The organism is Streptomyces sp. WAC03905 (assembly GCF_057371075.1).
This window is the reverse complement of the sequence record NZ_JBXYDZ010000003.1, coordinates 6,050,231-6,075,679: the sequence shown is the minus strand read 5'-3', so window position 1 is coordinate 6,075,679 and position 25,449 is coordinate 6,050,231. Positions and strand designations below refer to the sequence as shown.

Annotated in this window: 17 protein-coding genes and 1 pseudogene; 10 read left to right on the top strand and 8 right to left on the bottom strand. The window is 73.3% G+C overall.

What is annotated here, in order from left to right:
* Window positions 1–19 precede the first annotated feature (19 nt).
* From fxsBH to AC2RP6_RS29930, 5 genes and pseudogenes are all read left to right on the top strand, one after another.
* Window positions 20–2,272 carry a radical SAM/SPASM protein FxsBH, inactivated beta-hydroxylase extension form gene (gene fxsBH, locus AC2RP6_RS29950; RefSeq protein WP_486448999.1) on the top strand — a complete coding sequence of 751 codons (2,253 nt, stop codon included), beginning with the start codon at window positions 20–22 and terminating at the stop codon, window positions 2,270–2,272.
* Entirely contained in the window at window positions 2,269–3,123 is an 855-nt protein-coding gene (locus AC2RP6_RS29945; protein ID WP_486448998.1) for an AAC(3) family N-acetyltransferase, read from the top strand. The genes fxsBH and AC2RP6_RS29945 overlap by 4 nt, the downstream gene beginning before the upstream one ends.
* 43 nt (window positions 3,124–3,166) lie before the next feature.
* Window positions 3,167–4,555, top strand: a complete 1,389-nt coding sequence (locus tag AC2RP6_RS29940) for a TIR-like protein FxsC (protein ID WP_486450499.1) — start codon at window positions 3,167–3,169, stop codon at window positions 4,553–4,555.
* A pseudogene (gene fxsT, locus AC2RP6_RS29935) lies at window positions 4,539–8,538 on the top strand (FxSxx-COOH system tetratricopeptide repeat protein). The gene AC2RP6_RS29940 and the pseudogene fxsT overlap by 17 nt, the downstream one beginning before the upstream one ends.
* 76 nt (window positions 8,539–8,614) lie before the next feature.
* Entirely contained in the window at window positions 8,615–9,511 is an 897-nt protein-coding gene (locus AC2RP6_RS29930) for a DUF4231 domain-containing protein (RefSeq protein ID WP_486448997.1), read from the top strand.
* Between the two features lie 28 nt (window positions 9,512–9,539).
* Here AC2RP6_RS29930 and AC2RP6_RS29925 read toward each other — a convergent pair whose 3' ends face one another.
* From AC2RP6_RS29925 to AC2RP6_RS29915, 3 genes are all read right to left on the bottom strand, one after another.
* Window positions 9,540–10,019, bottom strand: a complete 480-nt coding sequence (locus AC2RP6_RS29925) for a hypothetical protein (protein WP_486448996.1) — start codon at window positions 10,017–10,019, stop codon at window positions 9,540–9,542.
* Between the two features lie 98 nt (window positions 10,020–10,117).
* Window positions 10,118–11,002 carry a S1 family peptidase gene (locus tag AC2RP6_RS29920; RefSeq protein ID WP_486448995.1) on the bottom strand — a complete coding sequence of 295 codons (885 nt, stop codon included), beginning with the start codon at window positions 11,000–11,002 and terminating at the stop codon, window positions 10,118–10,120.
* A gap of 1,203 nt (window positions 11,003–12,205) precedes the next feature.
* A complete protein-coding gene (locus AC2RP6_RS29915) occupies window positions 12,206–13,597 on the bottom strand; it encodes a DUF5685 family protein (protein ID WP_486448994.1) in 1,392 nt (463 codons plus the stop codon).
* A gap of 286 nt (window positions 13,598–13,883) precedes the next feature.
* Between AC2RP6_RS29915 and AC2RP6_RS29910 the strand changes: the two genes are divergently transcribed.
* Complete coding sequence (locus tag AC2RP6_RS29910) at window positions 13,884–14,333, top strand: cell division protein SepF (RefSeq protein ID WP_030030440.1); 450 nt, start codon at window positions 13,884–13,886, stop codon at window positions 14,331–14,333.
* Window positions 14,334–14,342: 9 nt separating this feature from the next.
* Here the strand turns inward: AC2RP6_RS29910 and AC2RP6_RS29905 are convergent, their stop codons facing one another.
* Together AC2RP6_RS29905 and AC2RP6_RS29900 are read right to left on the bottom strand one after the other, a co-directional pair.
* On the bottom strand, window positions 14,343–15,512 hold the full coding sequence (locus AC2RP6_RS29905; protein ID WP_486448993.1) for an acyl-CoA dehydrogenase family protein: 1,170 nt from the start codon (window positions 15,510–15,512) through the stop codon (window positions 14,343–14,345).
* Between the two features lie 221 nt (window positions 15,513–15,733).
* Window positions 15,734–17,374, bottom strand: coding sequence for an MFS transporter (locus AC2RP6_RS29900; protein WP_486448992.1), 1,641 nt, complete (start codon window positions 17,372–17,374; stop codon window positions 15,734–15,736).
* A 283-nt stretch (window positions 17,375–17,657) separates the two neighbouring features.
* Between AC2RP6_RS29900 and AC2RP6_RS29895 the strand changes: the two genes are divergently transcribed.
* On the top strand, window positions 17,658–18,773 hold the full coding sequence (locus AC2RP6_RS29895) for a glycosyltransferase family 39 protein (protein WP_486448991.1): 1,116 nt from the start codon (window positions 17,658–17,660) through the stop codon (window positions 18,771–18,773).
* A 237-nt stretch (window positions 18,774–19,010) separates the two neighbouring features.
* Window positions 19,011–20,078, top strand: coding sequence for a phosphatase PAP2 family protein (locus AC2RP6_RS29890; protein ID WP_486448990.1), 1,068 nt, complete (start codon window positions 19,011–19,013; stop codon window positions 20,076–20,078).
* A 282-nt stretch (window positions 20,079–20,360) separates the two neighbouring features.
* Here the strand turns inward: AC2RP6_RS29890 and AC2RP6_RS29885 are convergent, their stop codons facing one another.
* Complete coding sequence (locus AC2RP6_RS29885) at window positions 20,361–21,341, bottom strand: helix-turn-helix transcriptional regulator (RefSeq protein WP_486448989.1); 981 nt, start codon at window positions 21,339–21,341, stop codon at window positions 20,361–20,363.
* 78 nt (window positions 21,342–21,419) lie between these two features.
* On the bottom strand, window positions 21,420–22,181 hold the full coding sequence (locus AC2RP6_RS29880) for a transglycosylase family protein (protein ID WP_486448988.1): 762 nt from the start codon (window positions 22,179–22,181) through the stop codon (window positions 21,420–21,422).
* 294 nt (window positions 22,182–22,475) lie between these two features.
* On the opposite strand from AC2RP6_RS29880, the gene AC2RP6_RS29875 reads away from it, so the two are divergent.
* A complete protein-coding gene (locus AC2RP6_RS29875; RefSeq protein ID WP_486448987.1) occupies window positions 22,476–23,288 on the top strand; it encodes a hypothetical protein in 813 nt (270 codons plus the stop codon).
* 207 nt (window positions 23,289–23,495) lie between these two features.
* A complete protein-coding gene (locus AC2RP6_RS29870; protein ID WP_486448986.1) occupies window positions 23,496–23,912 on the top strand; it encodes a hypothetical protein in 417 nt (138 codons plus the stop codon).
* Between the two features lie 13 nt (window positions 23,913–23,925).
* Here the strand turns inward: AC2RP6_RS29870 and der are convergent, their stop codons facing one another.
* Entirely contained in the window at window positions 23,926–25,389 is a 1,464-nt protein-coding gene (der, locus tag AC2RP6_RS29865) for a ribosome biogenesis GTPase Der (RefSeq protein ID WP_486448985.1), read from the bottom strand.
* Window positions 25,390–25,449: the final 60 nt, after the last annotated feature.

Below are 25,449 nucleotides of genomic sequence, written 5' to 3'. Positions count from 1 at the left end.
GGCGCTCTAGACTGGCGGAATGACCGGCCTGATCGCATTTCGCGAGATCGTCCTGAAAGTTCACAGCAGATGCGATCTGGCTTGTGATCATTGCTATGTCTACGAATACGCAGATCAGAGCTGGCGAGCCCGGCCGAAAGTGATCTCCCCCGAGGTTATTTCACGGACCGCGTCGAGGCTCGCCGAACATGCCCGTGACCATGCACTCCCCTCCGTCACGGTGATTCTCCACGGAGGGGAACCCCTGTTGGCGGGCACGGCCCGGCTCCGACTCGTCTGCGAGGAGTTCAGCCGGGCGCTCTCCGGGATCGCCGCCCTCGACCTGCGGATCCACACCAACGGACTCCAGCTCGGCACGCGTTACCTCGACCTCTTCGCGGAGTTCGGCGTCCGCGTCGGCGTCTCCCTCGACGGGGACCGCGCCGCCAACGACCGCCACCGCCGCTTCGCGGACGGCCGTACGAGCCATCCGCTGGTCCTCGCCGCCGTCGCGCTGCTGCGCTCCGCGCCCTACCGCCACCTCTACCAGGGTCTGCTCTGCACCGTGGACGTGGCCAACGACCCCGTCGCCGTCCTCGACGCCCTCGTCGAACTCGACCCCCCGCGCGTGGACTTCCTGCTCCCGCACGCCACCTGGGAGACGCCGCCCGTCCGGCCGGACGGCGCCCCGGACGCCTACGCCCGCTGGCTCCTGCGGATCTTCGACCACTGGGACCGGCTGGGCCGCCCGGTTCCGGTCCGGCTCTTCGAGTCACTCCTGTCCACCCTGCGCGGCGGACCCAGCCTCACCGAGTCGCTCGGCCTCGCGCCCACCGACCTCGTCGTCGTCGAGACCGACGGGACCCTGGAGCAGGTGGACTCCCTCAAGAGCGCCTTCGAAGGGGCCGCCGCCACCGGCTTCAACGTCTTCGAGCACGCTTTCGACGAGGTCGCGGCCCATCCCGGGGTCCGGGCCCGGCAACTGGGCCTGGCGGGGGTCAGCGATGCGTGCCGCCGCTGCCCCGTCGTACGTTCGTGCGGGGGCGGGCTCTACACCCACCGCTACCGCGACCGCAACGGCTTCGACAACCCCTCCGTGTACTGCACCGACCTGCGTGAACTCGTCGACGGGGTCGAGGGCCGCACCGCACACCGGGAGACCGCGCCCCAGCTGTCCGACCCGGCCGAGCTGGCCCGCGCGCAGGAGGAGCTGACCCGGATCCTGCTGGCCCGGCTGAACGCGGACCTGGCCGGCGACCCCGACTGGGCGCACGCCTGGGAGCTGGTGGCCGCGGTGGAGCGGGCCGGGGAGGCGGGCGCGGACGCGCTGGACGCCGTACTGGACCACCCGTTCACCCGGACCTGGGTGCTGGCGGCCCTGGACACCGCGCGAGAGGGCCGCACCGGCGGCGCGGAGGCGGCCCGCAGGCTCACTGCGCTGGCCGCGGCGGCCGTGCTGCGCGGCGGGCTGGACCTGCCGGCCGAGGTGGCCTACCGGGACGGCGAGGTGTACCTGCCGACGCTCGGGCTGCTGCGGCTCGGGGAACCGGGCACGGAGGGCCGGGCCTCGCTGCGCGCCACCGACGAGGGGTACGTCGTCCGGGACGGCCGCTCCGAGCACCGCTTCGGTCCGGCGGCGGGCGACGCCCGCTGGCAGCCCGTCCGCACCTGGTCCCCGGCTCCGGACGCGGCGCCGGTGGCCCTGGAGGACCTCGACCCGTACCGCAACTGCTTCCCCCGCCCGCCCAGGCTCCGGCTGGGCTCCGGCGAGACCGAGGAATGGCGGGGCAGGCTCGACCGGGCCTGGGCGCTGCTGCACAAGGCGGTGCCCGCCTTCGCCCGGACGGCCGCGGCCGGGCTGACGACCCTGACGCCGCTCGCCGGCGGCCCCCGGGCCGGCGGCTGGGGCGAGGCGGGCCGGAGCGGGCCGGGTGCGCTGGGGGTGCCGTACGCGGCGGGTGTGCGGGAGACCGCTCTGGCGCTGCTGACCGGGCGGCGGCGGACCCGGCTGCGGGCCCTGACCGAGGTGACCGACCTGTACGCGCTGGACGGGGAGTGGCAGCACCCGTCGCCGTGGCGGTCGCGGCCGGTGCCGGTGTCGCGGCTGCTGGCCGACGTGCACGAGCAGGTGGCGGTGGAGGCGTACCGGCGGGCGACGGCGGGACCCGGGCCGGGCGGTTCGGACCGCATCCACGAGGCCCTGGACCGGCTGTCGGCGGCGGCCGAGCTGACGGTCACCGGCAAGCACCTGGTGGCGGAGCTGCGCTACGAACTGAAGGCGGTCGACGCGTGAGCGCCCACTCTCCCGCGCCGGCCCCTTCCCCGGCGGGCCCGGGCCGGGGCCGCCGGGCCACGGGCGCCCTCCAGCTCGCGGTGCAGCTGCGGCTGCTCGGGGTCCGGCCGGGGATGCGGCTCATGGTGCACGCCTCGCTGCGCGGGACGGGGCTGCGTGCGGAGCAGCTGCGCGACGCCCTGACGGGCGTCCTGGGCCCGCGCGGGACCCTGGTGGTGCCCGCGTTCACCCCGGAGAACTCCCGGACGTCCAGCGCCCATCTGGAGCGGATCGCCGGAATGGACGAGGCGCAGGTCCGGGCGTTCGTGGACCGGATGCCGCCCTTCGATCCGGCGAGCACCCCCAGTCAGGGCATGGGCTCGCTCGCGGAGGCCGTCCGTACGGCGCCGGGGGCGGCGCGCAGTTCCCACCCTCAGACGTCCTTCGCCGCGCTCGGCGCGGACGCGGAGCGGTTGTGCGCAGGTCACCGCCTGGAATGTCACCTCGGTGAGGAGTCTCCTCTGGGAAAGCTGTGCTGGGAGGGCGGACAGGTACTCATGATCAATGTGGGGTTTTCGGTCTGCACCGCTTTCCATCTCGCGGAGTATCGAATTCCGAAGCCCCCCTTGCGCAAGTACGAGTGTGTGGTGAAGGTGAACCTTCCGGAGGGGCACCAGGGGCCCCGCCAGGAGGGGGAGTGGACCGCATACGAGGACGTCGCGCTGGACGACGGCGATTTCGGGGAGATCGGCAGGGCGTTCCCGGATGCGCGGGTGCGCAGGGGGCGGGTCGCGGGGGCGTCGACCATGCTCTTCTCCGTCCCCGAAGCCGTGGACCACGCCCTTGAGTGGATGACCGAAAACCGATGCTGATTGACTGAACGACGAGGGGATGTGGCGAAGCAGCTCCGGAATGATGTTTCTTCGCTCGCATCTTCGGGACGGGGGGCGTGTGCCCGCATCAGTGCAGCCGTATTTTTTTCTCAGTTATGCGCATACACCGAGATTCGGGGCCGGGGGGCCCGATCCCGACATGTGGGTGGAGCGTCTGTTCCGTGATCTCTGCAGCCATGTCATGGCGCTGACGGATCTGCCCGCGGGGGCCGAGGCCGGCTTCATGGACCGGGAGATACGCAGCGGCGAGGGCTGGTCGGAGCGGCTCGGTGCGGCGCTCGCCACCTGCCGGGTCTTCGTCCCGCTGTTCTCGCCGCGGTACTTCGCCAGTGAGATGTGCGGCAAGGAGTGGTACGCCTTCGCACAGCGGGCGATCCACCAGGGGGCGTTGAGCAACCAGCCGGCCGAGGCCATCGTGCCCGCCCTGTGGGTGCCGGTCCCTCCGGCGCAACTCCCGGGCCCCGCCGAGCGGTTGCAGTTCAACCACAACACCTTCGGCGAGCGCTACGTCACCGACGGGCTGTACGGGCTGATCAAACTGCGCGGCTACGCCGAGCAGTACGAGCGGGCGGTGTACGAGCTCGCCAAGCGCATCGTCCGGGTCGCCGAGACCGTCCGTCTGGAACCGGTGCGCCCGCTGGACTACCGGGGCGTGCCGAGCGCCTTCGGCCCGACGGGCAGCAGTCCCGCCCGCACCCTGCACGTGACCGTGGCCGCCGCGTCCCGGCACGATCTGCCGGACGGCCGCAGCCCCGAGTACTACGGGGACAGCGCGCTGGACTGGAACCCGTACCACCCGGTGGCCCAGCGGCCCATCGCCTACGTCGCCGAGGACCTGGTCAAGAACCTCAACTACCAGACCAGCATCGGCTCCTTCGACGACGAGGCCGGCCACTTCGACAGCAAGCAGCCGCCGACCCGGCCGGAGATCCTGATCGTCGACCGCTGGGTGGTGGAGGACGAGCACCGCCGCCAGCGCCTGGCCGCCTTCGACCAGGAGTCCCGCCCGTGGGTCAACGTGGTCGTGCCGTGGAACCGCTACGACCACCAGAGCCGTGCGAAGGAGATCGAACTGGCGCGGCGGCTGGAGGAGACCCTGCCGGTGAAGATGGGCCAGGGCCGCGCGGCCTGCCGGGCCGCCGCCAACGGGGTGGCGAACATGGAGACCCTCGGGCAGATCCTCCCGCAGGTGGTCGAGGCCGCGGCGCAGCAGTTCCTCAGACACGCCCAGGTCTACCTGCCGGCCGGCAGCACCCACACCGAACGTCCGCGACTGCTCGGACCGATGGGGATGAGCGGGCCCGCGGCCCCGCCGCGGGCGCCCTTCCCGCCCGACACGTTCGGCGGCCACAACGACGGCAACGACAGCAACGACACCGACCGGGGGGACGCGGATGACAGCGAGTCGTGACAGCAGGGACGGCCGTGACGGACGCATCGTCACCTTCTACTCGTACAAGGGCGGCACGGGCCGCACCATGGCGCTGGCCAACACCGCCTGGATCCTGGCGGCCAACGGCAAGCGGGTCCTGGCCGTGGACTGGGACCTGGAGGCCCCGGGCCTGCACCGCTTCTTCCACCCCTTCCTGGATCCGTCCACGCTCGGGGCCACCACCGGGGTCATCGACCTGATCAGCGAGTACGCGTGGGCCGCCACCAGTCCGGTGACGCGCGCCGACGACTGGCACAAGGACTACGCGCGGATACAGCCGCACGCCGTCTCGCTGACCCCGGAGACGCTGGGCTGGGAGTTCCCCGAAGGCGGCACCCTGGACTTCGTCTCGGCGGGCCGGCAGAACCGCGAGTACTCCGCGACCGTGTCCACCTTCGACTGGGACAACTTCTACGACCGGCTCGGCGGCGGGCTCTTCTTCGACGCCTTACGCGCGGACATGAAGAGCAACTACGACTACGTCCTGATCGACAGCCGCACCGGTCTGTCCGACATCGCGGACATCTGCACCGTGCACCTGCCGGACGTCCTGGTGGACTGCTTCACCCTGTCCGACCAGTCCATCGACGGTGCCGCGTCCGTCGCCCGCCAGATCGACGAGCGGTTCAACGACCGCGGCATCAAGATCTATCCGGTGCCGATGCGGATCGACGAGGGCGAGAAGGAGAAGGCCGACGCGGGCCGGGCACTGGCCCGGCTCAAGTTCGACCGGTTCCCGGGCGGCCTGGTCGGGGACGAGCTGCACCTCCTACTGGGGCGCGGTGGAGATCCCGTACCGGCCCTACTACGCCTACGAGGAGACGCTCGCCACCTTCGGCGACGAGGCGGGTCTGACCAACTCCCTGCTCTCCGCCTTCGAGCGGCTGACCGCCGTGGTCACCGAGGGCGAGATCACCTCCATGCCGGCCATCGGCGAGGAGGTCCGGCTGCGGATCCGGGACGCCTTCACCCGGCGCCGTCCGGCGCTGCCGGCGGACCTGTTCCTGTCCTACGTCGCCGAGAACAGGATGTGGGCGGACTGGATCGAGTCGGTGCTGACCCGGGCCGGTTTCCGGGTGGTGCCCAAGGACGTCTCGGCCGAGCGGCCCGCGGCGGGCGCCACGGCCTCCGCCGGGGACACGCTGGGCGGCGGCACGGGCATCAGCATCGACACCGCCGCCCGGACGGTGGTGCTGCTGTCCACGGCGTACCTGAAGTCGACCCGGGCCGTGGACGTGTGGGAGCGGGCGGCCGCCGAGGACCCGACGGGCGGGCGGCGCCAGCTGGTGCCGCTGAGGGTGGGCGACGTACGGCTCGCCACGCCGTACATCGACCGCAACCCGGTGGACCTGTTCCGGCTCGACGAGGTGCACGCCACGGCCGCGCTGCTGCGCGCGGTGGAGCGTCCCATGGCCCTGCCCGACAGCGTGGCGAGCGCCTCGCAGCCCGGCCCGCGCTTCCCGGGGACGGTCCCGAAGATCTGGAACGCGCCGCCCCGCAACCCCGGGTTCACCGGACGCAGCATCGTCCTGGAGCGGATGCGCGACCAGCTGGGCGGCGGGATGGCCGTGGTGCTGCCGCAGCCGCAGACCCTCTTCGGTCTCGGCGGCGTCGGCAAGACCCAGGTGGCGCTGGAGTACGTGCACCGGTTCATGGCCGACTACGACCTGGTGTGGTGGATCTCCTCGGAGCAGACCGACGACGTGGTCGCGGCCCTCGCGGAGCTGGCCGTACGGCTGGGCGCGCAGACGGGCGAGGACATGGCGGCCGCCTCCCAGGAGGCCATCGACCTGCTGCGGCGGGGGGTGCCGTCCTCCCGGTGGCTGCTGGTCTTCGACAACGCCGACGATCCGGAGACCCTGAAGCGGTTCTTCCCGCCGGGCGGTCCGGGGCACGTGCTGGTGACCTCCCGCAACCAGTCGTGGTCGCAGTACGGGGACGCGCTCCCGGTCGACGTGTTCCTGCGCGAGGAGTCCATCGAGCACCTCCAGCGCCGGGCCCCGGGTCTGAGCAAGGAGGACGCCGAGCAGGTGGCGGTCGCGGTGGGCGACCTGCCGCTGGCCGTCGAGCAGGCGGGCGCCTGGATCGCGGAGACCGCGACCCCGGTGGCCGCGTACATCGAGCAGCTGGCCCAGCAGGCGGCGAGCGTCCTGGGGCTGAACCAGCCGCCCGGATATCCGGAGCCGGTGGCCGCCACCTGGAACATCTCCATAGAACGGCTCCAGTCGCGGTCCCCGGCGGCGGTGCGGCTGCTCCAGCTGTGCGCGTTCCTCGCGCCCGAGCCGATCTCGGCGAACCTGCTGTACAGCAAGGAGATGATCGACGCCCTCAAGCCGTACGACGCCTCGCTCCAGGAGAAGCTGGTGCTGGGGCGGGTGATCCGGGAGATCGGGCGGTTCGCGCTGGCCAAGGTCGACCAGGTCAGCAACAGCATCCAGGTGCACCGGCTGGTGCAGGCGGTGATCCGCTCGCAGATGCCGGAGGAGGACCAGCGCGAGGCCCGGCACGCCGTCCACCGGATCCTGGCCGGGGCCCGGCCGGACGACGACGAGCCGATCGACAACCCGGAGACCTGGCCGCGGTTCAACACCATCTGGTCACACCTCACGCCGTCGGAGGCCCGGTACTGCAAGGAGCCGGAGACGCGCCGGCTGCTGATCGACCGGGTCCGCTACCTCTGGAAGCGCGGCGACTTCAAGGCCGCCTACCAGCTCGGCGAGGAGCTGCGCGAGGCCTGGAAGGAGATGCTGGGCAACGACGACCTCCAGTACCTGTACCTGCGCTTCCACCTGTCGAACATCCTGCGCTCGCAGGGCCGGTTCGTGGAGGCGAAGGAGCTGGACGAGGTCACGCTGGAGCGGCAGAAGGCGGTGCTCGGCCCCTCGCACCCGCACACGTACATGACCATGAGCGGTCTGGCCAACACCCTGGGCGCGCTGGGCCAGTACGGGCAGGCGATGGAGCTGGCGACCGACGCGCACGAGGGGTTCAGCCAGATCTTCCACGAGGCGCACCCGCGCACGCTCGCGGCGGCGAACAACCTGGCGCTGAACCTGCGGCTGGTGGGCCAGTACACCAGAGCCCGCGAGATCGACCAGGAGGTGTACGACCTGCGCACGGAGGTGCTCGGCCCGGAGCACCCGTACACCCTGTCCTCGGCGCAGAACCTGGCCCGGGACCTGCGCGAGGTGGGCCGGTACGAGGACTCGGTGCAGCTGCTGAGCCGGACGTACGAGATCTACAAGCGGACGCTGGGCCGGGCGTTCCCGGGCACCCTGTCGGCCGCGAAGAACCTGGCGGTGTCGCTGCGCCGGGCGGGCCAGCTGGAGGACGCGCTGCGGCTGACGACGGCCACCCGGGCCCGCTACCGGGCCAAGTACACGTCGGTCAACCCGGACCTGCTGTCCTGCGAACTGAACCTGGCGTCGGACCTGTTCGCGACCGGGGACCCGGGCGGGGCGCGGGACCTGGCGCAGGAGGTGGTCGACGAGTACATGAAGGTGCCGGGCGAGCGGCATCCGTACACCCTGGCGGCCGTGAACAACCTGGCGGTCTTCCACTGGGGCACGGGCGCGGCCGAGCCGGCGGAGGCGATGCTGCGGCAGACGATCCGGCTGATGCGGGACGTGCTGGGCGACAACCACCCGCACACGGTCTTCGCCCATCTCAACCTGGCGAACACCCGGGCCGACCTGGGCGATCCGGAAGGAGCCCTGGAGCTGGAGCGGCTGGCCGTGCTGCGGCTGCGCGAGGCGCTCGGGGCGCACCATCCGGAGACCCTGGCGAGCAGCTCGAACATGGCGGTCAGCCTGGACTCGATGGGGCGCAAGGAGGAGGCGGCCCGGCTGCGCGCCGAGGTGGTGTCCGAGCTGACCCGGCTGCTCGGCGAGGACCACAGCCTCACCCGGTACGCCCGGGACGAGCGGCGGATCCACCGGGACCTGGAGCCGCTCGCCGTGTGATCCGACGGAGGACGGCGGGGGCCACCGGTCCCCGCCGCCCGCCACCCGACATCAGGGGGGCGTTGTGACCGACAGCATGACCTTTCGAAACGAGGACCTGCCGGTCCTCTTCCACCACACGGACCGGGCGGCGATCTCCCGGCAGCGGGAGTCCACCCAGGCGACGAGGACCCAGCTGCTGCTGCTCGTCCTGGCGGCCGGGGCGGCCGCGCTGCCGCCGGGGCCCGAGCTCGGCTCGCTGCACCTGTTCGGGCTGCTGAGCGCGCTCGGCTTCGCGGGGGTGCTGGGCGTGGGCGTGCGGGCGACCCGGCGCCGGGCCCGCCCGCAGTGGCAGCTCAACCGCAGTGCGGCGGAGTTCATCAAGTCGCTGGCCTGGCGGTACGCGGTGCACGGGGCGCCGTTCGGCAGTGGATCGGCCGACCCCGGGGAGGCGTACCGGGCGCGGCTGGAGGCGGGGCTGGCCGAGCTGCGGAAGATGGGCTGGGAGGATCCGCGGGCGGCCGGGGCCGTGCCGGAGGGCGCGGAGATCACCGGCGCGATGGAGCGGTTGCGCGGCAGGGACTACCACGTGCGGCGGGAGACGTACGTCCGGGACCGGCTGATCGAACAGCGCAACTGGTACCGGCGGCGGGCGGAGGTGTCCCGGCGGGCGACGCACCTGTGGTCGTGGACGATCGTGCTGCTGACCTGCCTGGCGCTGCTGTTCGCCCTGATGAGGGCGTTCGGGTCGGGTCCCGGTGCGGGCCTGACCGGGCTGCTGAGCACGGCGGCCGCGGCCGGCATCGCCTGGAACGAGGTGCGCCGCCACCATCCGCTGATCGAGGCGCACACCCTGATCGAGCAGGACCTGGCGGCGATGATGGTCGTGATGCAGACGACGATCACCGAGTCCCAGTGGCCGTCGTCGGTGTACGAGACCGAGCGGTACGTCTCGCCGCAGCACACGGACTGGCTGGCCCGGCACAGCAGTTGAGTCACGGGCGGGTGTGGGTGGGCGTGACTCAGTCCCGGGTCACGCCCTCGCACCACAGGACGGTGACCGGCTTGCCCAGGGACCGGGCGTAGGCGACGATCTCGGCGGTGCCGCCGTGCCCGCGGGCGGGCCGGCCGTCCCAGACGGCGACGAGCCGGTCGCAGGAGTCGGCGATGTAGGTGCCGGCCGCGTAGTAGGCCTCGTCGGTGGAGCGGGCGAAGTCCATCCGGATCTCCTGGGTGGCCCGGAGCCTGAGGCGGCGGTAGCGGTCGAGCGACTCGGCGTCCTCGAAGGCGTCCTCGTAGTCCTCGCTGGGGATCACCACGGTGAGGTCGGCGCCGCATTCGAGCGCGACGGCCGCGAACAGCTGGTCCGCGCCGTCGGCGAGGCTGGAGAGGGCCTCCAGGGGCCCTTCGTGGCCGCCCAGCACGGCCCGCAGTCCGCTCTCCACATGGCCGAGCACCGAGTCGGGGAGGGACCGGTGCCCCGTCACGCCGATGCGTTTCATGCAGGAACCTGCTTCCCCCGGGGACACGGCCGCCCTGGACATCCTCCCAGAAGGCGGGAGGACGTCCAGGGTGCCGACAGGGGCGCGCGGGACATGCGTCAGTAGACGCTGACCCCGTAGGCGTTGAGGGCCTCGACCACGGGCTGGAAGAAGGTGGTGCCGCCCGAGGAGCAGTTGCCGCTGCCGCCGGAGGTGAGGCCGACGGCGCGGGTGCCCGAGTAGAGCGGGCCGCCGCTGTCACCGGGCTCGGCGCACACGTTGGTGCGGATCATGCCGTAGACGACGTCGCCGCCGCCGTAGTTGACGGTGGCGTTGAGGCCGGTGACCCGGCCGCTGTGGATGCCGGTGGTGGAGCCGCGGCGGGTGACGGACATGTTGACCGTCGCGTTGACGGCGCTGGTGATGTCCTGGCTGCCGACGGTTCCGGGAGGCGTGGGCGTGTTGCTGGCGTACTTGATGAGGCCGTAGTCGTTGGTGGGGAAGCTGGACCCGGCCGTCGAGCCGAGGACGTTCGTACGGGCGGAGTTGGTCCACCAGGTGCCGGCGCCGTCGGTGCAGTGTCCGGCGGTCAGGGCGTAGTAGTTGGCGCCGCTGCGGACGTTGAAGCCGAGCGAGCAGCGCCAGCTGTTGGCGTAGATGGCGTCGCCGCCCGAGGCCAGTTTGGTGAGCTTTCCGGGGATGCGTTCGATGCGCAGCGCGCCCGCCTCGGTTCCGGCCTCGCGCTTGATTCTCGCGAGGGCGGCGGCGGAGACGGTGGAGTCGGCGGAGACCACGAGGGTTCCGGTGGCGGGGTCGGCGTGCCAGGCGGTGCCCGCGACGTCGGCCCGCAGGACGGATGCGCCGGCCGAGGCGAGCCGGTCGGCGCTGAATCCGCCGTCCTGGGGGTCCGCGCTCGCCGCCGTGGGTGCGGCGAGCGCTGCGGCGGCGGCCAGGCCGGTGGCCACCGCGAGCAGCCTGTTACGGGTGGTGCGCTTGATCCTCACTTGTCGTCCTCCTGGAGAGGTTCGGGGGCCCGGCGGTTGTGGGGGTGCCAGAGCCCGTGAGGCGCAGCCGGGGGCACGGCGGGCGCATGGACTTTGGCCGTGCCCCTGACAAGCGCTGTCGGGAGTGTCCTGTCGGCGGATACCGGCCGCAAGAGCGGCTTTCGGCCTCCGCGCGCCGTGTTTCACCGTGGGGTGCGGTGTGTTCCGGGGCGGTGGCGGAGACCTGGGGAAGGGGGTCGCGGGGGCGCGGTCGGGCGGCGCGGCGGAGCCCGGTCGGGGCCCGGCGGGATCGCGCCCCGCGCCTGGGATATACCGGCCCGCGGGCGGCGGACGGGGCCGCGGCCGTACCCGCGCGGGGCGTCGCCGGCCCGCGGTACGGCCGGGGCCGGGAGGGGTCGTGTCGCGGACGGGGCGGGGAGGGGTCGGCTCGTCCCCGGACCCCGCGGGCGCCCTCGGCGCGCCACCCCGTCGGTACGGTCGCACGCGCGCGCCGGGTGGCTCCCCCGCGGCGGGGACGCGGGCGCGCGGCGGCCCCGGAGGGGCTCGGTGCCCCCGGTAACGAGGCCGAAGGCCCTTACGGGCCGGCGCCGTCCGGACCGGAGGGCGACGGCTCGGACCGTCCTGTCCGTACGCCGGGACCGTGCGGGCGCCGGGGCTCCGGGGGCCGGCACGGCCCCGTCCCCGGCGGGCGGGCGGCGCCGCGGGGCGCGGTCCGCGGCCGCGGCGGTCCGGTGGGCGCCGCCGCCGCGGGCGCTCACCGGGTCCGTCCAGGAGGCGGTACGGGTCGTCCCGGCGCCGGGCGCCGTGAGGTCTGCCCGGCCGGGCTCGCCGGGGGGCGTCTCGCGCACCTGCCGCACGGGGGTGCGCCCGAGGGCGCGGCGAGCCGCGGTGCCGGGTGCCGCCGTGCCCGGGGGTGCCTGCCGGCGGTGGCCGGTGGCGACGCTCCGCGGGCCCGGAACGGCCGGAATTCGACCTTCCGGGTATGTGGCGGGGCCGGGGCCGCCGCCCGGCGCGAGGGAGCCGGCCGCGGCCGGGAAGCCCGCCGGGGCGCACACGGCCGGCGCCGCGTCCCGGTGCTCGCCCCGTGTCCGCCGGACCGCGTGCGGATCGTCTGCTTCTTCGCTCATCCCGCTCAGCCCTTCCACGTCCGCCCGGGCGGGAATCCCCGCATACGCCGTCCGGGGGCGTGGAACTGACGCGGGCTCAGTCGCAGCAGCAGCCGCAGTCGCAGTCGCAGCAGCCGCCGTCGCCACCGCCGCCGCCACCGGAGCCGCCGGCCGGCGAGGAGTTCGGGCGGCAGCAGTCGCAGCACTCGCAGGCGTCGCACCACGGGTCCCGCTTCTTGCGCGACCAGGGACCCTCGTGCTCGGTGCAGCAGATCTGGCAGGTGCAGAAGAGCCCGATGGCCACGGCGCAGCCGGCCAGCAGGCCACGGCGCGGCCGCTGCGGGTGCTGTCCGCCACCGCCGAAGCCGCCACCGAAGCCGCCGCCGCCGGAGCCGCCGCCGAAGCCGCCGCCACCGAAGTCGCCGCCTCCCCCACCGCCTCCGTACCCGCCGGGTCCCGCGGGCGGCGGGCCCCCCGGCGCCTGCGGGCTGTTCACGCCGTGCGGTCCGGCGCCGTAGGGGTTCCCGCCGGTCCCGTCGTACGGGTTCGAGCCGTACGGATGCGCGCCGTGGGGGTTCGAGCCGTACGGGTTCGGGCCCTGCCCGGCCGAGGCGGTGGCGGTGTGGCCGCAGCTCATGGTCCCGAAGGCCCGGTCGACCGAGGTGCGCAGTTCGTGCACGAGCAGCTGGTGGGCGAGCCCCGCGTCGGCGAACTCGACCTCGCCCAGCGCCAGCCTGATGCCCTGCAGGGCGTCGTCGCAGAGCCGGCGGGCCTCGGCGCGCGAGGTGCCGGTGGCGGTGAGCGGGTTCCAGGCGCCCGCCCCGGCGTCGGCACCCTGGTCCTCCACGGCGTCCAGCAGGTGCGCGAGGCGCCCGAAGTAGCGGCCCGCCTCGGCCAGCGCGGGGGCGTTGCCCGGCCGTCCGGCCAGTTGCGCGGTATGTGCGAAGGCGGCGGCCGTCGCGGTCTCCGTCGGCTCGGTCACCACGAGCACCGACGTGCCGGGACCGGCCAGCGTCTCGATGCCCGCCTGCCGGTCCACGGCGTCCACGAGCACGGCGGTGTCGAAGCCGAGCGAGGCGCCGGTGCGCGCACCGGCCCGGTCCCAGCCGCGGGCCACCGTGCGCGCGGCGAGGGCGAGGGGGGCGCGGGCCAACAGCCCGTCCCGGTCCGCGACGTGGTCGCGCACCTTCGCGGAGGCCAGGACGAGCGAGACCGCGGCCGCGAGCCGGGCCCCCTCGCCCTGGGCGACGGCCGCGGTGCGCATCCCGCGCAGCGGGCAGGGGCCGGCGGTGCGCCGGGAGCCGGGTGCGGGGCCGGACTGAGCCTCCGTCAGAACGGAGACGAGCAGGCCGTCATAGTTCGTGACGATCCGGGCGAACTGCCCGTGATCCCCCCGAAGTGCCAGGCAGAGCCCGCACAGATGGGCCATCCACTCGGCCTTGAAGCGCTCTCCGAGCCGGTGCGTGCAAGGTCTGACTATGCCGAACAAGCTGCTTCCCCCGTGTGTCGTACGCGTGCTTGCCCGGCATCGTATCGACCCGGGTCTTTCACCCGTACGTCCCCGTCACCCACCCGTACGGCGGTGGCGGTCGTATTTTCACTCAGTCAGCAGCGGTATCGACCAGGATCCTTGACCGTGCAACGGATGTTCTGCACCAGTACCGTCACGAAACCCCTGCGCGGCGACTATCCACTTGGCGCGTTGTCAGCATCATGGACGAGCATAGGGGCAGCGGAGAGAAAGACAGACTGACCGCGGTGAAAGGAGGCAGTCCATGGGTTCGGTGCGCAAGGCGAGTGCCTGGCTGGGTCTCGTGGAGGACAGCGACGACGAGCGCTACTACGACGACGACTACGCGGAGGCCGCCCACGGTTCCGTCGCGGGCCCCGGTGACCAGTGGGTGACCGACCCCCGCGTCAAGGTGGCCTCCGAGTCGGCCGTCGAGCACGGCCGCCGGATCGCGACGGTCACCCCGGACGGGTTCCGCGACGCGCGCGGCATCGGCGAGCTGTTCCGCGACGGTGTCCCCGTGATCGTGAACCTGTCGTCGATGGACCCGACCGACGCGAAGCGCGTCGTCGACTTCGCGGCCGGCCTGACCTTCGGGCTGCGCGGTTCCATCGAGCGGGTGGCGACCAGGGTCTTCCTGCTGACCCCGGCCGACACCCAGATCGTGAGCGGCGAGCCCGGCGGCCGCTCGCGCGACTTCTTCAACCAGAGCTGAGCAGGGCTCTCACCGGAAGGCGTCCAGCCCGGTGAGCGCCTTGCCCAGCACCAATTGGTGCATCTCGACCGTGCCTTCGTAGGTGAGGACCGATTCGAGGTTGGTGGCGTGCCGCATGACGGGGTATTCGAGCGAGATCCCGTTGGCCCCGAGGACGGTCCGCGCGGTGCGGCAGATCTCGATGGCCTCGCGGACGTTGTTGAGCTTGCCGAAACTGATCTGCTCCGGCCGCAGGGTGCCCGCGTCCATCCGCCGGCCCAGGTGGTGGGCGAGCAGGATGCCCTTGTGGAGTTCCAGGGCCATGTCAGCCAGCTTGGCCTGGGTGAGCTGGAAGCCGCCGATCGGCTTGCCGAACTGCTCACGCGTCCTGGCGTAGTCGAGCGCGGCCTCGAAACTGGCCCGCGCCGCGCCCATGGACCCCCAGATGATCCCGTACCGGGCGTGGCTGAGGCAGCCGAGCGGGCCCTTGAGCCCGACGACGAGCGGCAGCACCGCGTCGGCGGGCAGCCGTACGTCGTCCATCACCAGCTCGCTGGTGACGCTGGCCCGCAGCGACCACTTGTGCTTGATCTCCGGCGCGGAGAAGCCGGGCGTGTCGGTGGGCACCGCGAAGCCGCGGATGCCGTCGTCGGTCTGCGCCCACACCACGGCCACCGCCGCGACGGAGCCGTTGGTGATCCACATCTTGCGGCCGTTCAGCACCCAGTCCGTGCCGTCGCGCTTGGCGTAGGTGCGCATCGCCGCCGGGTCCGACCCCACGTCGGGTTCGGTCAGCCCGAAGCAGCCGATCAGCTCGCCCGCGGCCATGCCGGGCAGCCAGCGCTGCTTCTGCTCCTCGGAGCCGTACTTCCAGATCGCGTACATGGCGAGCGAGCCCTGTACGGAGACGAGCGAGCGGATCCCGGAGTCGGCGGCCTCCAGCTCCAGGCAGGCCAGGCCGTACTGCACGGCGCTGGCGCCGGCGCAGCCGTAGCCCTCCAGGGACATCCCGAGCGCGCCGATGGCGCCGAGCTCGCGCGCCAGGTCCCGGATCACGGGCAGCTCACCGCTCTCGTACCACTGGGCGATGTTCGGCAGCACCCGGTCCGCGGCCCAGCCGCGGACGGTGTCCCGGACGGCGAGGTCCTCGGGCCCGAGGAGCTCGTCGAGCCCGAGCGGATCGGTGGGTACGAAGGACACGGGGCCTCCCGGCGGCCTGGGCGGCCCGAGGGCCGCGTGGTGCCGGGGGCCGCGTCGCGGCCGGCCCGGCCGACAGAACCTAGCAGCGCAAGTTTTTGCGCGGTACCGCTGACGCTAGCGACCCCGCCGGTACAAAATCCAGCCCCTCCGGCGTTTGACGGGCGGGGCCCGTCCGGCTCTTGTGGAGCCCCGCCGGGCGCCGTACCGGGCGAGCCCGGCGGTCAGCCCGCGTGCTCCACCGGAGCCGGACGGGGCTCGCCCTTCGCCTGGGCGGGCAGCCGCACGGGCTCGGCGTCGTCGGCCGCGCCGCAGTCCATCACCCGCGGCAGCTTCAGCGCCATGACGGCGCCCGCGAACAGCAGCCCCGCGCTGACCAGCAGCGTGACGTGCAGTCCGTGCACGAAGGCGTGCCGCGCCGCCGCGTGCAGCGAGGCCCCGGCCGGGCCGCCGAGGCCCGCCGCGATCGTGTAGGCCTCGCCCAGGGAGTTCGCGGCGCCCGCGGAGTCCGCCGCCGAGACCCCCGGCACCGAGGCCAGCCCCGGCCGGTACGCGGCGTTCATGACGCTGCCCAGCAGCGCGATACCGATGCCCGCGCCCAGCTGGTAGGAGGTCTCGCCGATCGATGCCGCGCCGCCCGCGGTCTCGGCCGGAGCCTCGCTCAGCATGGACTCGTACGCGGCGAAGAGCGTGGTCTGCAGTCCGTAGCCGAGCAGGATGAAGCCGACGGTCAGCAGCACCGGCCGGTCCTGCTGTCCCATGAGCGTCAGCAGCAGCACGGCGAGGGCCGTCAGGACGAAGCCCAGCGAGACCATGGTGCGCGGCCCGATCCGGGCCAGGGTGTACGAGCCGGTGGCGCCCGCGGCCATGGCGGCGAAGGTCAGCGGCAGCAGCCGCAGCCCGGTTTCCAGCGGGCTCAGGTGCAGCACCAGCTGCAGGTACTGGACGGCGATCAGCTCCAGCCCGACCAGCGCGAGCATGGCGAGCACGATGCAGGCGACCGAGGTGGAGAAGGCGGCCCGGGAGAACATCCGCATGTCGATCAGCGGGTGCTCGCGCCGCTTCTGCCGCCGTACGAACAGCACGAGGAGCGCCGCGCCGAGCAGCAGCGGGACCAGCGCCCCGGCGTCGAGGAGGTGCCGTTCGGCGCCGAGCCGCTTGATGCCGAGGACCGCGCCGAGCACACCGGCCGCGGCCATCAGCGCGCCGAGCACGTCCCACGGCCCGTCGGCGGAGCCGCGCGACTCCGGCAGCAGCCAGCGCCCGAGCGGCAGGATCAGCGCCATCAGCGGGATGTTGATGAGGAAGACCGAGCCCCACCAGAAGTGCTCGACGAGGAAGCCCCCGAGGACCGGGCCGCTGGCCGCGCCGATCGCGGCGACGGCCGTCCAGATGCCGATGGCGAGGGCCCGCTCGCGCCGGTCGGGGAAGACCTGGCGCAGGATCGACAGGGTGGCCGGCATGATCATCGCGCCGCCGATGCCGAGCAGGGCGCGGGCGGCGATGAGGACCTGGGCGTTGTCGGCGAGGGCCGCTGTCGCGGAGGCCACGCCGAAGAGTGCGTAGCCGAGGAGGAGGATGCGGCGGCGGCCGATCCGGTCGCCGAGGGTGCCGAAGAGGATGAGCAGCGAGGCGCAGACCAGCGGGTAGGCGTCGACGATCCAGAGCAGCTCGATCGAGCCGGGCCTCAGGTCCTCGGTGACGGACGGGACCGCGACGTGCAGGATCGTCGCGTCGAGCGCGACGAGGACCAGGCTGACGCAGAGAACCGCCAGGACGACCCAGCGGTTGGCACCGCCGGAGACCGCACCCAGCCGCTGCCAGGGCGAAGGGGTCCCGGCCGTGGCCGCGTTCGTCCCCGCCATGCATGTACCTCCCAGGTGATCCCTCGCGCTCGGTGGACCAGCGTCTGGTGGAGCCGCGAGGGGTGGTGCGCTGTGCGGCGTCCAACGGGGTCCGGCATCGACACGCGAGTGAACGGTCAGCGTACGCGAGTTCGTGTGCCCGTCACGTGGTCAAGCTCTCATCCCGGCGGGCCCCTCCGTGTGGCGTGCGCCACTTCCCCGCCCCGGATTCCCGCCCCGCGTACACGTCCGCTCACGCTCCGTCGACGGCGGCGCCGGCCCCGGTCGGGCGCCACCGATAATCATGCCCGTGGAAGATCTTGGATTTCGCCGGGCCGCGCCCGCGCTGGCCGTCTTCGCGGCGGTCCGGCTGCTCGGGCTGACCGTGCTCGCGGTGTGGGGCGCGGTGGCGGGCAGCAGCCCGCACACGTTGCTGTCGGCCCGATGGGACTCGCTCTGGTACGCCCGCATCGCCGCCGAGGGGTACGGCTACGAGATCGCCCTGCCGGGCGGGGACGTGCACTCGAACCTGGCGTTCTTCCCGCTGCTGCCGTGGCTGGAGCGGGGGGTGTCGGCGGTGACCGGGCTCTCGTACGGCTCGGCGGGCCTGGTGGTGTCGGTGCTCGCCGGGCTCGCGGCGGCCTGGGGGATCTTCGCGGTGGCCGACCTGCTGCACGGCCGCCGCACCGGGGTGCTCGCCGTCGCCGCGTGGGCGGCGCTGCCCGTCGGGATCGTGCAGTCCATGGCGTACAGCGAGGCCCTGTTCACCGCGCTGGCCGCGTGGGCGCTGTACGGGGCCCTGCGCGGCCGGTGGCTGACGGCGGGCCTGCTCGCCGCCGGAGCCGGGCTGACCCGCCCGGTCGGCGCGGCGGTCGTCGCGGCGGTGTGGGTGGCGGCCGTACTGGCCCGGCGGCGCGGGGAGCGGTCGTGGCGGATGGCGGCCGGGGCGCTGCTGGCCCCGGCGGGCGCGGCGGCGTACGTGTCGTGGGTGGGCGCGCGCACCGGGGACGGCCCGCTGGGGTACCTGGACGTGCAGGCCGGCTGGGGAAACGGCTTCGACGGCGGCTGGGCCTTCGCCCGCTTCGTCGGGGCGCAGCTGGCCTCGTCGGCCTGGCCGGCCGGGCTGGGACTGATCGCGGGTGTGGCCCTGGTGCTGTGGCTGTACGGGGCGTGCGTGCGGCAGCGGCAGCCGACTCCGCTGCTCGTGTACTGCGGGATCGTCGTGGCGCTGGCGCTGTGCGCCTCCGGGTACTTCGGTTCGAAGCCGCGGCTGTTGCTGCCGGCGTTCCCGCTGATGCTCGTGCCGGCGGCGGCGCTCGCCCGGTGGCGGACCCGGCGGGCGGCCCTGGTGCTGGGGGCGGCGGCGCTGGCCTCGGCGGTGTACGGGGCGTTCTGGCTGAACGGCTCGGGCCCCCCGTAGCACCCCCGCGCGCCGCGGCGGATCTTCGCAGGCCGTCCACGGGCACGGTAATCGACCTGCGGCAATAAAGCCCGAATAAGCAGTCGAAACAATTACCGGACACCGGATCGGGAAGGACCCAACCCCTGCCGGAATACCGGGAATTAGGGCCGCGTGAGACCAACTCCACATCACATGGTCATCACAAACCCCGCGATTCGCCCGGGCTGACCATCGCCGCGCGGTAACGTCGATTGAGTGCGTACCGACCAAATCCTGACCCGTCTGGAGCGGGTCTTCGCCCGGCTGGACCGGGAACCAGAGCGACCGGCTCATCTGCAGACCCCGCAGATGAGCCGGCACCGCGTCGTACTCCTGGGCTCGACCCTCGCGTTCTACCTCGCCATCGTGGTGGCCGTGCTGACCACCTCCTGGCTGGTCCGCCTCGACTGGCAGATCATGTTCTTCCGGCCCTACGAGCAGTGGCCGCAGCTGCACGCCTTCCTCGACTACCTGGTCGTCCTCGGCCAGCGCGGGCCCACCGCGGTCATGGTCGCCGCGTGGCTGGGCTGGCGCTCCTGGCGGCAGCACACCCTCCGCCCGCTGATCACCCTCGGCGTGGCCCTGCTGCTGCTCAACGTCACCGTCGGGTCCGTGAAGCTGGGCCTGGGCCGGCTCGGCCCGCACTACGCCACCGAGATCGGCTCGGCCGAACTCTTCGCGGGCGGCGATATATTCCCTTCCGGCCACACCGCCAACGCCGTCGTGACCTGGGGAATCCTGGCCTACCTGGCTTCCACCGTGGTCACCCGGCGGGTGCTGTCGGTGGTGTCCGCCGTCGTCTCGCTGAGCGTCGGCGCCACCACCGTGTACCTCGGCACGCACTGGGTCAGCGACGTCCTGCTGGGCTGGTCCGCGGGTCTGCTGATCCTGCTGGCCCTCCCCTGGTTCGAGCCGCTCATCGCACGGACCGAGGCGTACGTCTTCGAGCTGCGCGAGATGCTGCGCCGCCGGGCCGAGACCGGGCGGATGCCCGCCCCGGTCGTCTCGGCGCTCACCCCGCTGCTCTCCGCGGGCGGCAAGTGGCGGCTGGAAGCCGCCCCCCGGGCCCCCGAGGAGCCGGTCGCGGTACCCGCCGCGGTCGCGGCGGCCGGCGCCCTCACGGGACACTCCCCGGCGCACCGCCCGGCCGCTCACCCGGCCAACCGGCCGCACCTGATCCGCTCCGAGCGGACCCCGGTCACCCCGGTCGGCAGCCGCCGCCCTCCGCACACCGAGCGGACGGGGACGCGGGGCACCGCGGCCCGTCCGGTCGCGGGCGGCTGACGTCCACGGCGGGGGCGGTACGCACCACCCACCCCCGCACCGCGAAGGCGGGCCGGGTCATCGACCCGGCCCGCCTTCGGCGTTCGTCAGCGCCGCGCCCGGACGTTCGTCCGTCCCGGGTCACGCTTGTGTCACAGAATATCTACAGCCGCCAATTGCTTTCCGGAGCGCGACACGCCCGGGGTCCGGACGTATTCGAATTTCCGTCGAGAAGCACAGAATTGCCGCGGCGCATTTCCACGGCCCGCTTGGACCGGACCAGCTGAATCCCCCTCAGGTCCGCTACATTTCCTTCACTTCCGGCGGCCCCACGGCCCGGCCCAGCAGATCTCTCAGGTCCCTCAGCCGATCGGTGAGTCCGGCCGGCTCGACCACTTCGAACTCACAGCCGAGCAGCATGATGTGAATCACGAGAACGTCCAGGTTCACGGCCCCGGTGCGCAGCAGGCAGGTGTGCGCGTCGACCGCTTCGAGGACTCCGTCGCTCGGCCCGATGATCTGCGCCGCCTCCTGCTCGGAGATCTTCAGCCGCACCACGGCGCGGGCGGCGTACACCCGCTGGGACACGCCTTCGGAGACGTAGGCGGCGAGGTCGTCGGCGGGTGGCGGGCGCGGGGTGAACCGCGGTCCGTGAGGCGGTCTGGGCTCGATCCGGTCCGCGCGGAAGGTCCGCCACGCCTCCCGGTCCAGGTCCCAGGCGACCAGGTACCAGCGCCGCTCGGTGCAGACGAGCCGGTGCGGTTCGACGGTACGGCGGCTGACGCTGCCGCCGTGGTCGCGGTAGCCGAAACGGAGCCGCTCGGCGTCCCGGCAGACCGAGGCCAGTTCGGTCAGGACCGAGGCGTCCACCGTGGACCGCTGGGCCCCGCGCAGCATCGGCACGGTGAACTCGTTGAGGGCGGACACCCTCCGGCGCAGGCGCGACGGCAGGACCTGCTCCAGCTTGGCGAGCGCACGCACGGAGGCCTCCCCGATCCCCTCGACCCCGTTGCCCGCGGCGGTCCGCAGCCCGACGGCGACGGCGACGGCCTCGTCGTCGTCCAGCAGCAGCGGCGGCAGCTCGGCCCCGGCGCCCAGCTGGTAGCCGCCGCCGGTCCCGGGGCTGGCGTTGACCGGGTACCCCAGCTCCCGCAGCCGGTCCACGTCACGACGGACCGTCCGGGCGGTGACGCCGAGGCGGTCGGCGAGGTCGGCACCGGTCCATTCGCGGTGGGCCTGGAGCAGGGAGAGCAGGCGCAGCAGCCGTGCGGAGGTATCGAGCATCCCCCGAGTCTGCCAGCGGCGTCCCCCCGTCCGGCGGACAGCGCCGAAGCCCCCGGCCACCCCCGTCCCCGGCTCGGCTCAGCCTGTCGGTGGCCTCGTCGCGGGCGCGGGCTCCGGCTTCGCCGACGGCACGGATCCCGGCTTCGCCCCGGGCGCGGGGTTCTGCTTCCGCGGGGGCGCGGGATTCGGCCTCGCCGACGGCGCGGGATTCGGCTTCGCCGACGGCTCGGGATTCGGCTTCGCCGACGGTACGGGGTGCCGGTCCGGGAGGAGCAGGAGGGTGCCCACCGTGATCGCCGCCGGCTTCGGGCCGATCGTCTCGCGGTTGGCCTCGTACAACGCCTGCCACCCGCCCTCCACCCGGCGCTCGCGGGCGATCGTGACGAGGGTGTCCCCGCCCCGTACGGTGTGCATCCGCCCGGCCAGCCCGTACCGCTTCGAGCAGACCGGCCACGCGTTCCACCCCTGCGCGGCGAGGACCTCCTGCGCCACCCGGATCTGCTGCACGCGGTGCGCCAGGTCGGCACGCGGTGCGAACGCCAGGCCGCCGTACTCCTCCCACGTCGGCTGCCAGAACTGCAGCCCGCCGTAGAAGCCGTTGCCGGTGTTGACCGCCCACCGGCCGCCGCTCTCGCAGTCGGCCACGCAGTCCCAGGGCCACTCCCCGCCCGGCCCGCAGTCCCCCGGCCCGCTCCCGATCACACCGGGCGACCCGGGGTGCGCGGCCCCGGCCGGACCCGGCGCGGGCGGCGGAGGTGCCGCGCCCGCCGCGCCCGCCGCGGCCTGCGGTGCCGCGAGCGCCAGCACGACGGCCGCGAGGACGGCTCGGAGGTTGGGCATCGGGTCACGCTACGCAGCACCGCCCGGTGCCCCGGGACCCGCCACGCGGCGACCGCCGCACCCCACCCGGTCGGCCGACGCCCCACGCCCCACGGAACGGCCACACCCGGCCATCAACTGCGCACAACCAGAAAACAGTTGGCACAAATCCGAAGCTCCGGTCGCACGGTTCACCCTTCCGGGCGCCAGGTTCGAATCCGTTCCCTCAAATGGCGTGACCCCGGCCGCCGCTCCCGCGTTGTGCCCGGCGAGCCGGGATCCTCCCGGACCCGCACCTATGCCGAGGAGCACCCCGTGCCGCGCATGCTCGACGTCAGTGATGAGGTACGTGCCGAGATCGGCGACGAAGAAGCCGACAGGCTGCTCGTCGGCGACGACGCGCCGCGCAGTTACGACTGCACCTCCTGCCGCACCCCGGGCGACCCCGAGAACGACCGCACCAGCACGGTGCTGTTCGTCGGCGAGGAGACCGCGGTCCTCGCCTTCGCCCACGCCACCTGCATCCCCTCGCAGGTCGTCTCCGTCTCGGAGGAGCAGCTCCAGGGCGCGGTCCGCAGCATCACCGGCGACAGCCCGGCCGCGCAGGAGGCGGGCGTCGCCGCCGCCCCGCAGAACGTGCCCGGCGGACAGGCCGTCCTCGGCATCACCAGCGGCCTCGTGCTGATCGGCGGCGAACTGCACCCCGCCCTGGTCGTCGAGCCGACCGCGCCCATCGCCCGCCCGGGCAGCGAGGGCCCCGGCGACGACTTCCTGCCGCTCCTGATCGAGCAGGGCTTCATCCCGGTGACCGACACGGCCGAACTCCCCACCCTCCTCGGCGGCTGGTCGGTCCTGCTCGCGGCCGGGCAGCTGCACGCCGTGCTCCAGCCCGGTGCCGAGGGCGGCGGCCAGGTCGCCTGGTGGCAGGCGCACCAGGCGCTGTCGGTCACCGACGGCTGGCGGGCCGCCGTCCAGAAGACCCAGCGCGTGCTCATCTACGCCGCCCCGGTCGGCTCCATCGGCCAGCAGCCCCGTGAGGACCTGCTGCGCGACGCGCTGGACAAGGCCGCCGCCGCCGGCAAGCTCGTGGCCGCGGCGATGCCGCTGGCGGGTACGCCCGGCGCCTGATCCCCGCCGGTACCGAACGGCCGCCCGGCCCCCGTCACGGGGGCCGGGCGGCGTGCGCCGGGGGTGTGCGGTCCGTCCCGCACACCCCCGGCGATCTGTGTTTCCTCCCCCGCCACCCCGCATCCGCAGCGCGCCGGTTTCGTTGGCTGATACGTGCATCCATACGACTCCTCCCGCGCCCCGTCCTATCCGAGCACCGTCCCCGCGATGCGTCCCGTACGGGACCGGGACAGCTCTCCGGCCGTCTCGCACACCCCGATCTACGACACGCTGTACTCGGAGTACCTGCGCGCGTTCCGGGCCCTGCCCGGCGACCGTACGGGCGAGGAGGACCTCGGGTTCACGGCCTTCTCGTACGGCGGCGGCTACACGGTCGGCTCCTACGGCGGCGGCTGGAGCGGCTCCGCGTGGCAGCGGATGGAGTGGCAGCCCTCCTACGGCCCGCACACCCCGTCCGCGTCCGCCTCCCAGCCCCCGGCGCAGTCCCCGTCGCAGGACCAGCCGCAGACGCAGCCCGCCTACTCGTACGCGGGCGGCCCCGGATACGCCGACGGGCGGCAGCACCAGACCGGGATGACGCACATCCCGGCGGCCCTGCCGCCCGCTCCGCGCCGGGGCTACTGACCCCGGACCGCCGCTACTTCTTCTTCTTGTACTGGGCGCCGCGCTTCTCGCGCACCCGCACCGAGATGTGGATCGGGGTGCCCTCGAAGCCGAACTCCTCGCGCAGGCGGCGCTCGATGAAGCGCCGGTAGCCGTGCTCCAGGAAGCCGGAGGCGAAGAGGACGAACCGCGGCGGCTTGCTCCCCGCCTGGGTACCGAACAGGATGCGGGGCTGCTTGCCGCCGCGGATCGGGTGCGGGTGGGCGGCGACGACCTCACCGAGGAAGGCGTTCAGCCGACCGGTGGGAACGCGCGTCTCCCAGCCCGCCAGGGCCGTCTCGATCGCCGGGACCAGCTTCTCCATGTGACGGCCGGTGAGCGCCGAGACGTTCACCCGGGGCGCCCAGGAGACCTGCTGCATCTCGGTCTCGATCTCGCGCTCGAGGTAGTAGCGGCGCTCCTCGTCGAGCTCGTCCCACTTGTTGTAGGCGATCACGATCGCGCGGCCGGCCTCGACGGCCATGGTGATGATGCGCTGGTCCTGGACGCTGATGGTCTCGGTGGTGTCGATCAGGATGACCGCCACCTCCGCCTTCTCGACGGCCGCGGCGGTGCGCAGCGAGGCGTAGTAGTCGGCGCCCTGCTGGAGGTGGACCTTCTTGCGGATGCCGGCGGTGTCGACGAATTTCCAGGTGACGCCACCGAGCTCGATGAGCTCGTCGACCGGGTCGCGGGTGGTGCCGGCCAGCTCGTTGACGACGACCCGGTTCTCCTTCGCGACCTTGTTCAGCAGCGAGGACTTGCCGACGTTCGGGCGGCCGATCAGCGCGATGCGGCGCGGGCCGCCGGGCGCGACGCCGCCGAAGGTCTGCTCCGGGGCGTCCGGGAGGACGTCGAGGACGGCGTCGAGCATGTCGCCGGTGCCGCGGCCGTGCAGCGAGGAGACGGGGTGCGGCATGCCGAGGCCCAGCGACCACAGGGACGCCGCGTCGGACTCGCCGCTCTGGCCGTCGACCTTGTTGGCGCACAGGACGACGGGCTTCTTGGCCTTGCGGAGCAGCTTGACGACGGCCTCGTCGCTGTCGGTGGCGCCGACCTTGGCGTCGACGACGAAGACGACGGCGTCGGCGGTCTCGATGGCGTACTCGGCCTGGGCGGCGACGGCCGCGTCGATGCCGAGGACGTCCTGCTCCCAGCCGCCGGTGTCGACGACCTTGAAGCGCAGGCCGGCCCACTCGGCCTCGTAGGTGACGCGGTCGCGGGTGACGCCGGGCTTGTCCTCGACGACCGCCTCGCGGCGGCCGATGATGCGGTTCACCAGGGTCGACTTGCCGACGTTGGGGCGGCCCACGACGGCGAGGACGGGCAGCGGGCCGTGGCCCTCCTCCTCGATGGCGCCTTCGACGTCTTCGAGGTCGAAGCCCTCTTCCGCGGCGAGCTCCATGAACTCCGCGTACTCGGCATCGCCAAGTGCTCCGTGGTCGTGCTGGTCGTTCATGAAGTCCGTTCCTCGTCGTTCGTGGTGATCGGTGGTGCCCGCGCAGCGCGGTTCCACTAC

What these genes read in the sequence shown, in the direction of transcription:
- fxsBH (WP_486448999.1), top strand. Translation starts at nt 20, where the DNA reads ATGACCGGCCTGATCGCATTTCGCGAGATCGTCCTGAAAGTTCACAGC.
- AC2RP6_RS29940 (WP_486450499.1), top strand. Translation starts at nt 3,167, where the DNA reads ATGTTTCTTCGCTCGCATCTTCGGGACGGGGGGCGTGTGCCCGCATCA.
- AC2RP6_RS29930 (WP_486448997.1), top strand. Translation starts at nt 8,615, where the DNA reads ATGACCTTTCGAAACGAGGACCTGCCGGTCCTCTTCCACCACACGGAC.
- AC2RP6_RS29925 (WP_486448996.1), bottom strand. Translation starts at nt 10,019, where the DNA reads ATGAAACGCATCGGCGTGACGGGGCACCGGTCCCTCCCCGACTCGGTG.
- AC2RP6_RS29910 (WP_030030440.1), top strand. Translation starts at nt 13,884, where the DNA reads ATGGGTTCGGTGCGCAAGGCGAGTGCCTGGCTGGGTCTCGTGGAGGAC.
- AC2RP6_RS29900 (WP_486448992.1), bottom strand. Translation starts at nt 17,374, where the DNA reads ATGGCGGGGACGAACGCGGCCACGGCCGGGACCCCTTCGCCCTGGCAG.
- AC2RP6_RS29895 (WP_486448991.1), top strand. Translation starts at nt 17,658, where the DNA reads ATGCCCGTGGAAGATCTTGGATTTCGCCGGGCCGCGCCCGCGCTGGCC.
- AC2RP6_RS29885 (WP_486448989.1), bottom strand. Translation starts at nt 21,341, where the DNA reads ATGCTCGATACCTCCGCACGGCTGCTGCGCCTGCTCTCCCTGCTCCAG.
- AC2RP6_RS29880 (WP_486448988.1), bottom strand. Translation starts at nt 22,181, where the DNA reads ATGCCCAACCTCCGAGCCGTCCTCGCGGCCGTCGTGCTGGCGCTCGCG.
- AC2RP6_RS29870 (WP_486448986.1), top strand. Translation starts at nt 23,496, where the DNA reads ATGCGTCCCGTACGGGACCGGGACAGCTCTCCGGCCGTCTCGCACACC.
- der (WP_486448985.1), bottom strand. Translation starts at nt 25,389, where the DNA reads ATGAACGACCAGCACGACCACGGAGCACTTGGCGATGCCGAGTACGCG.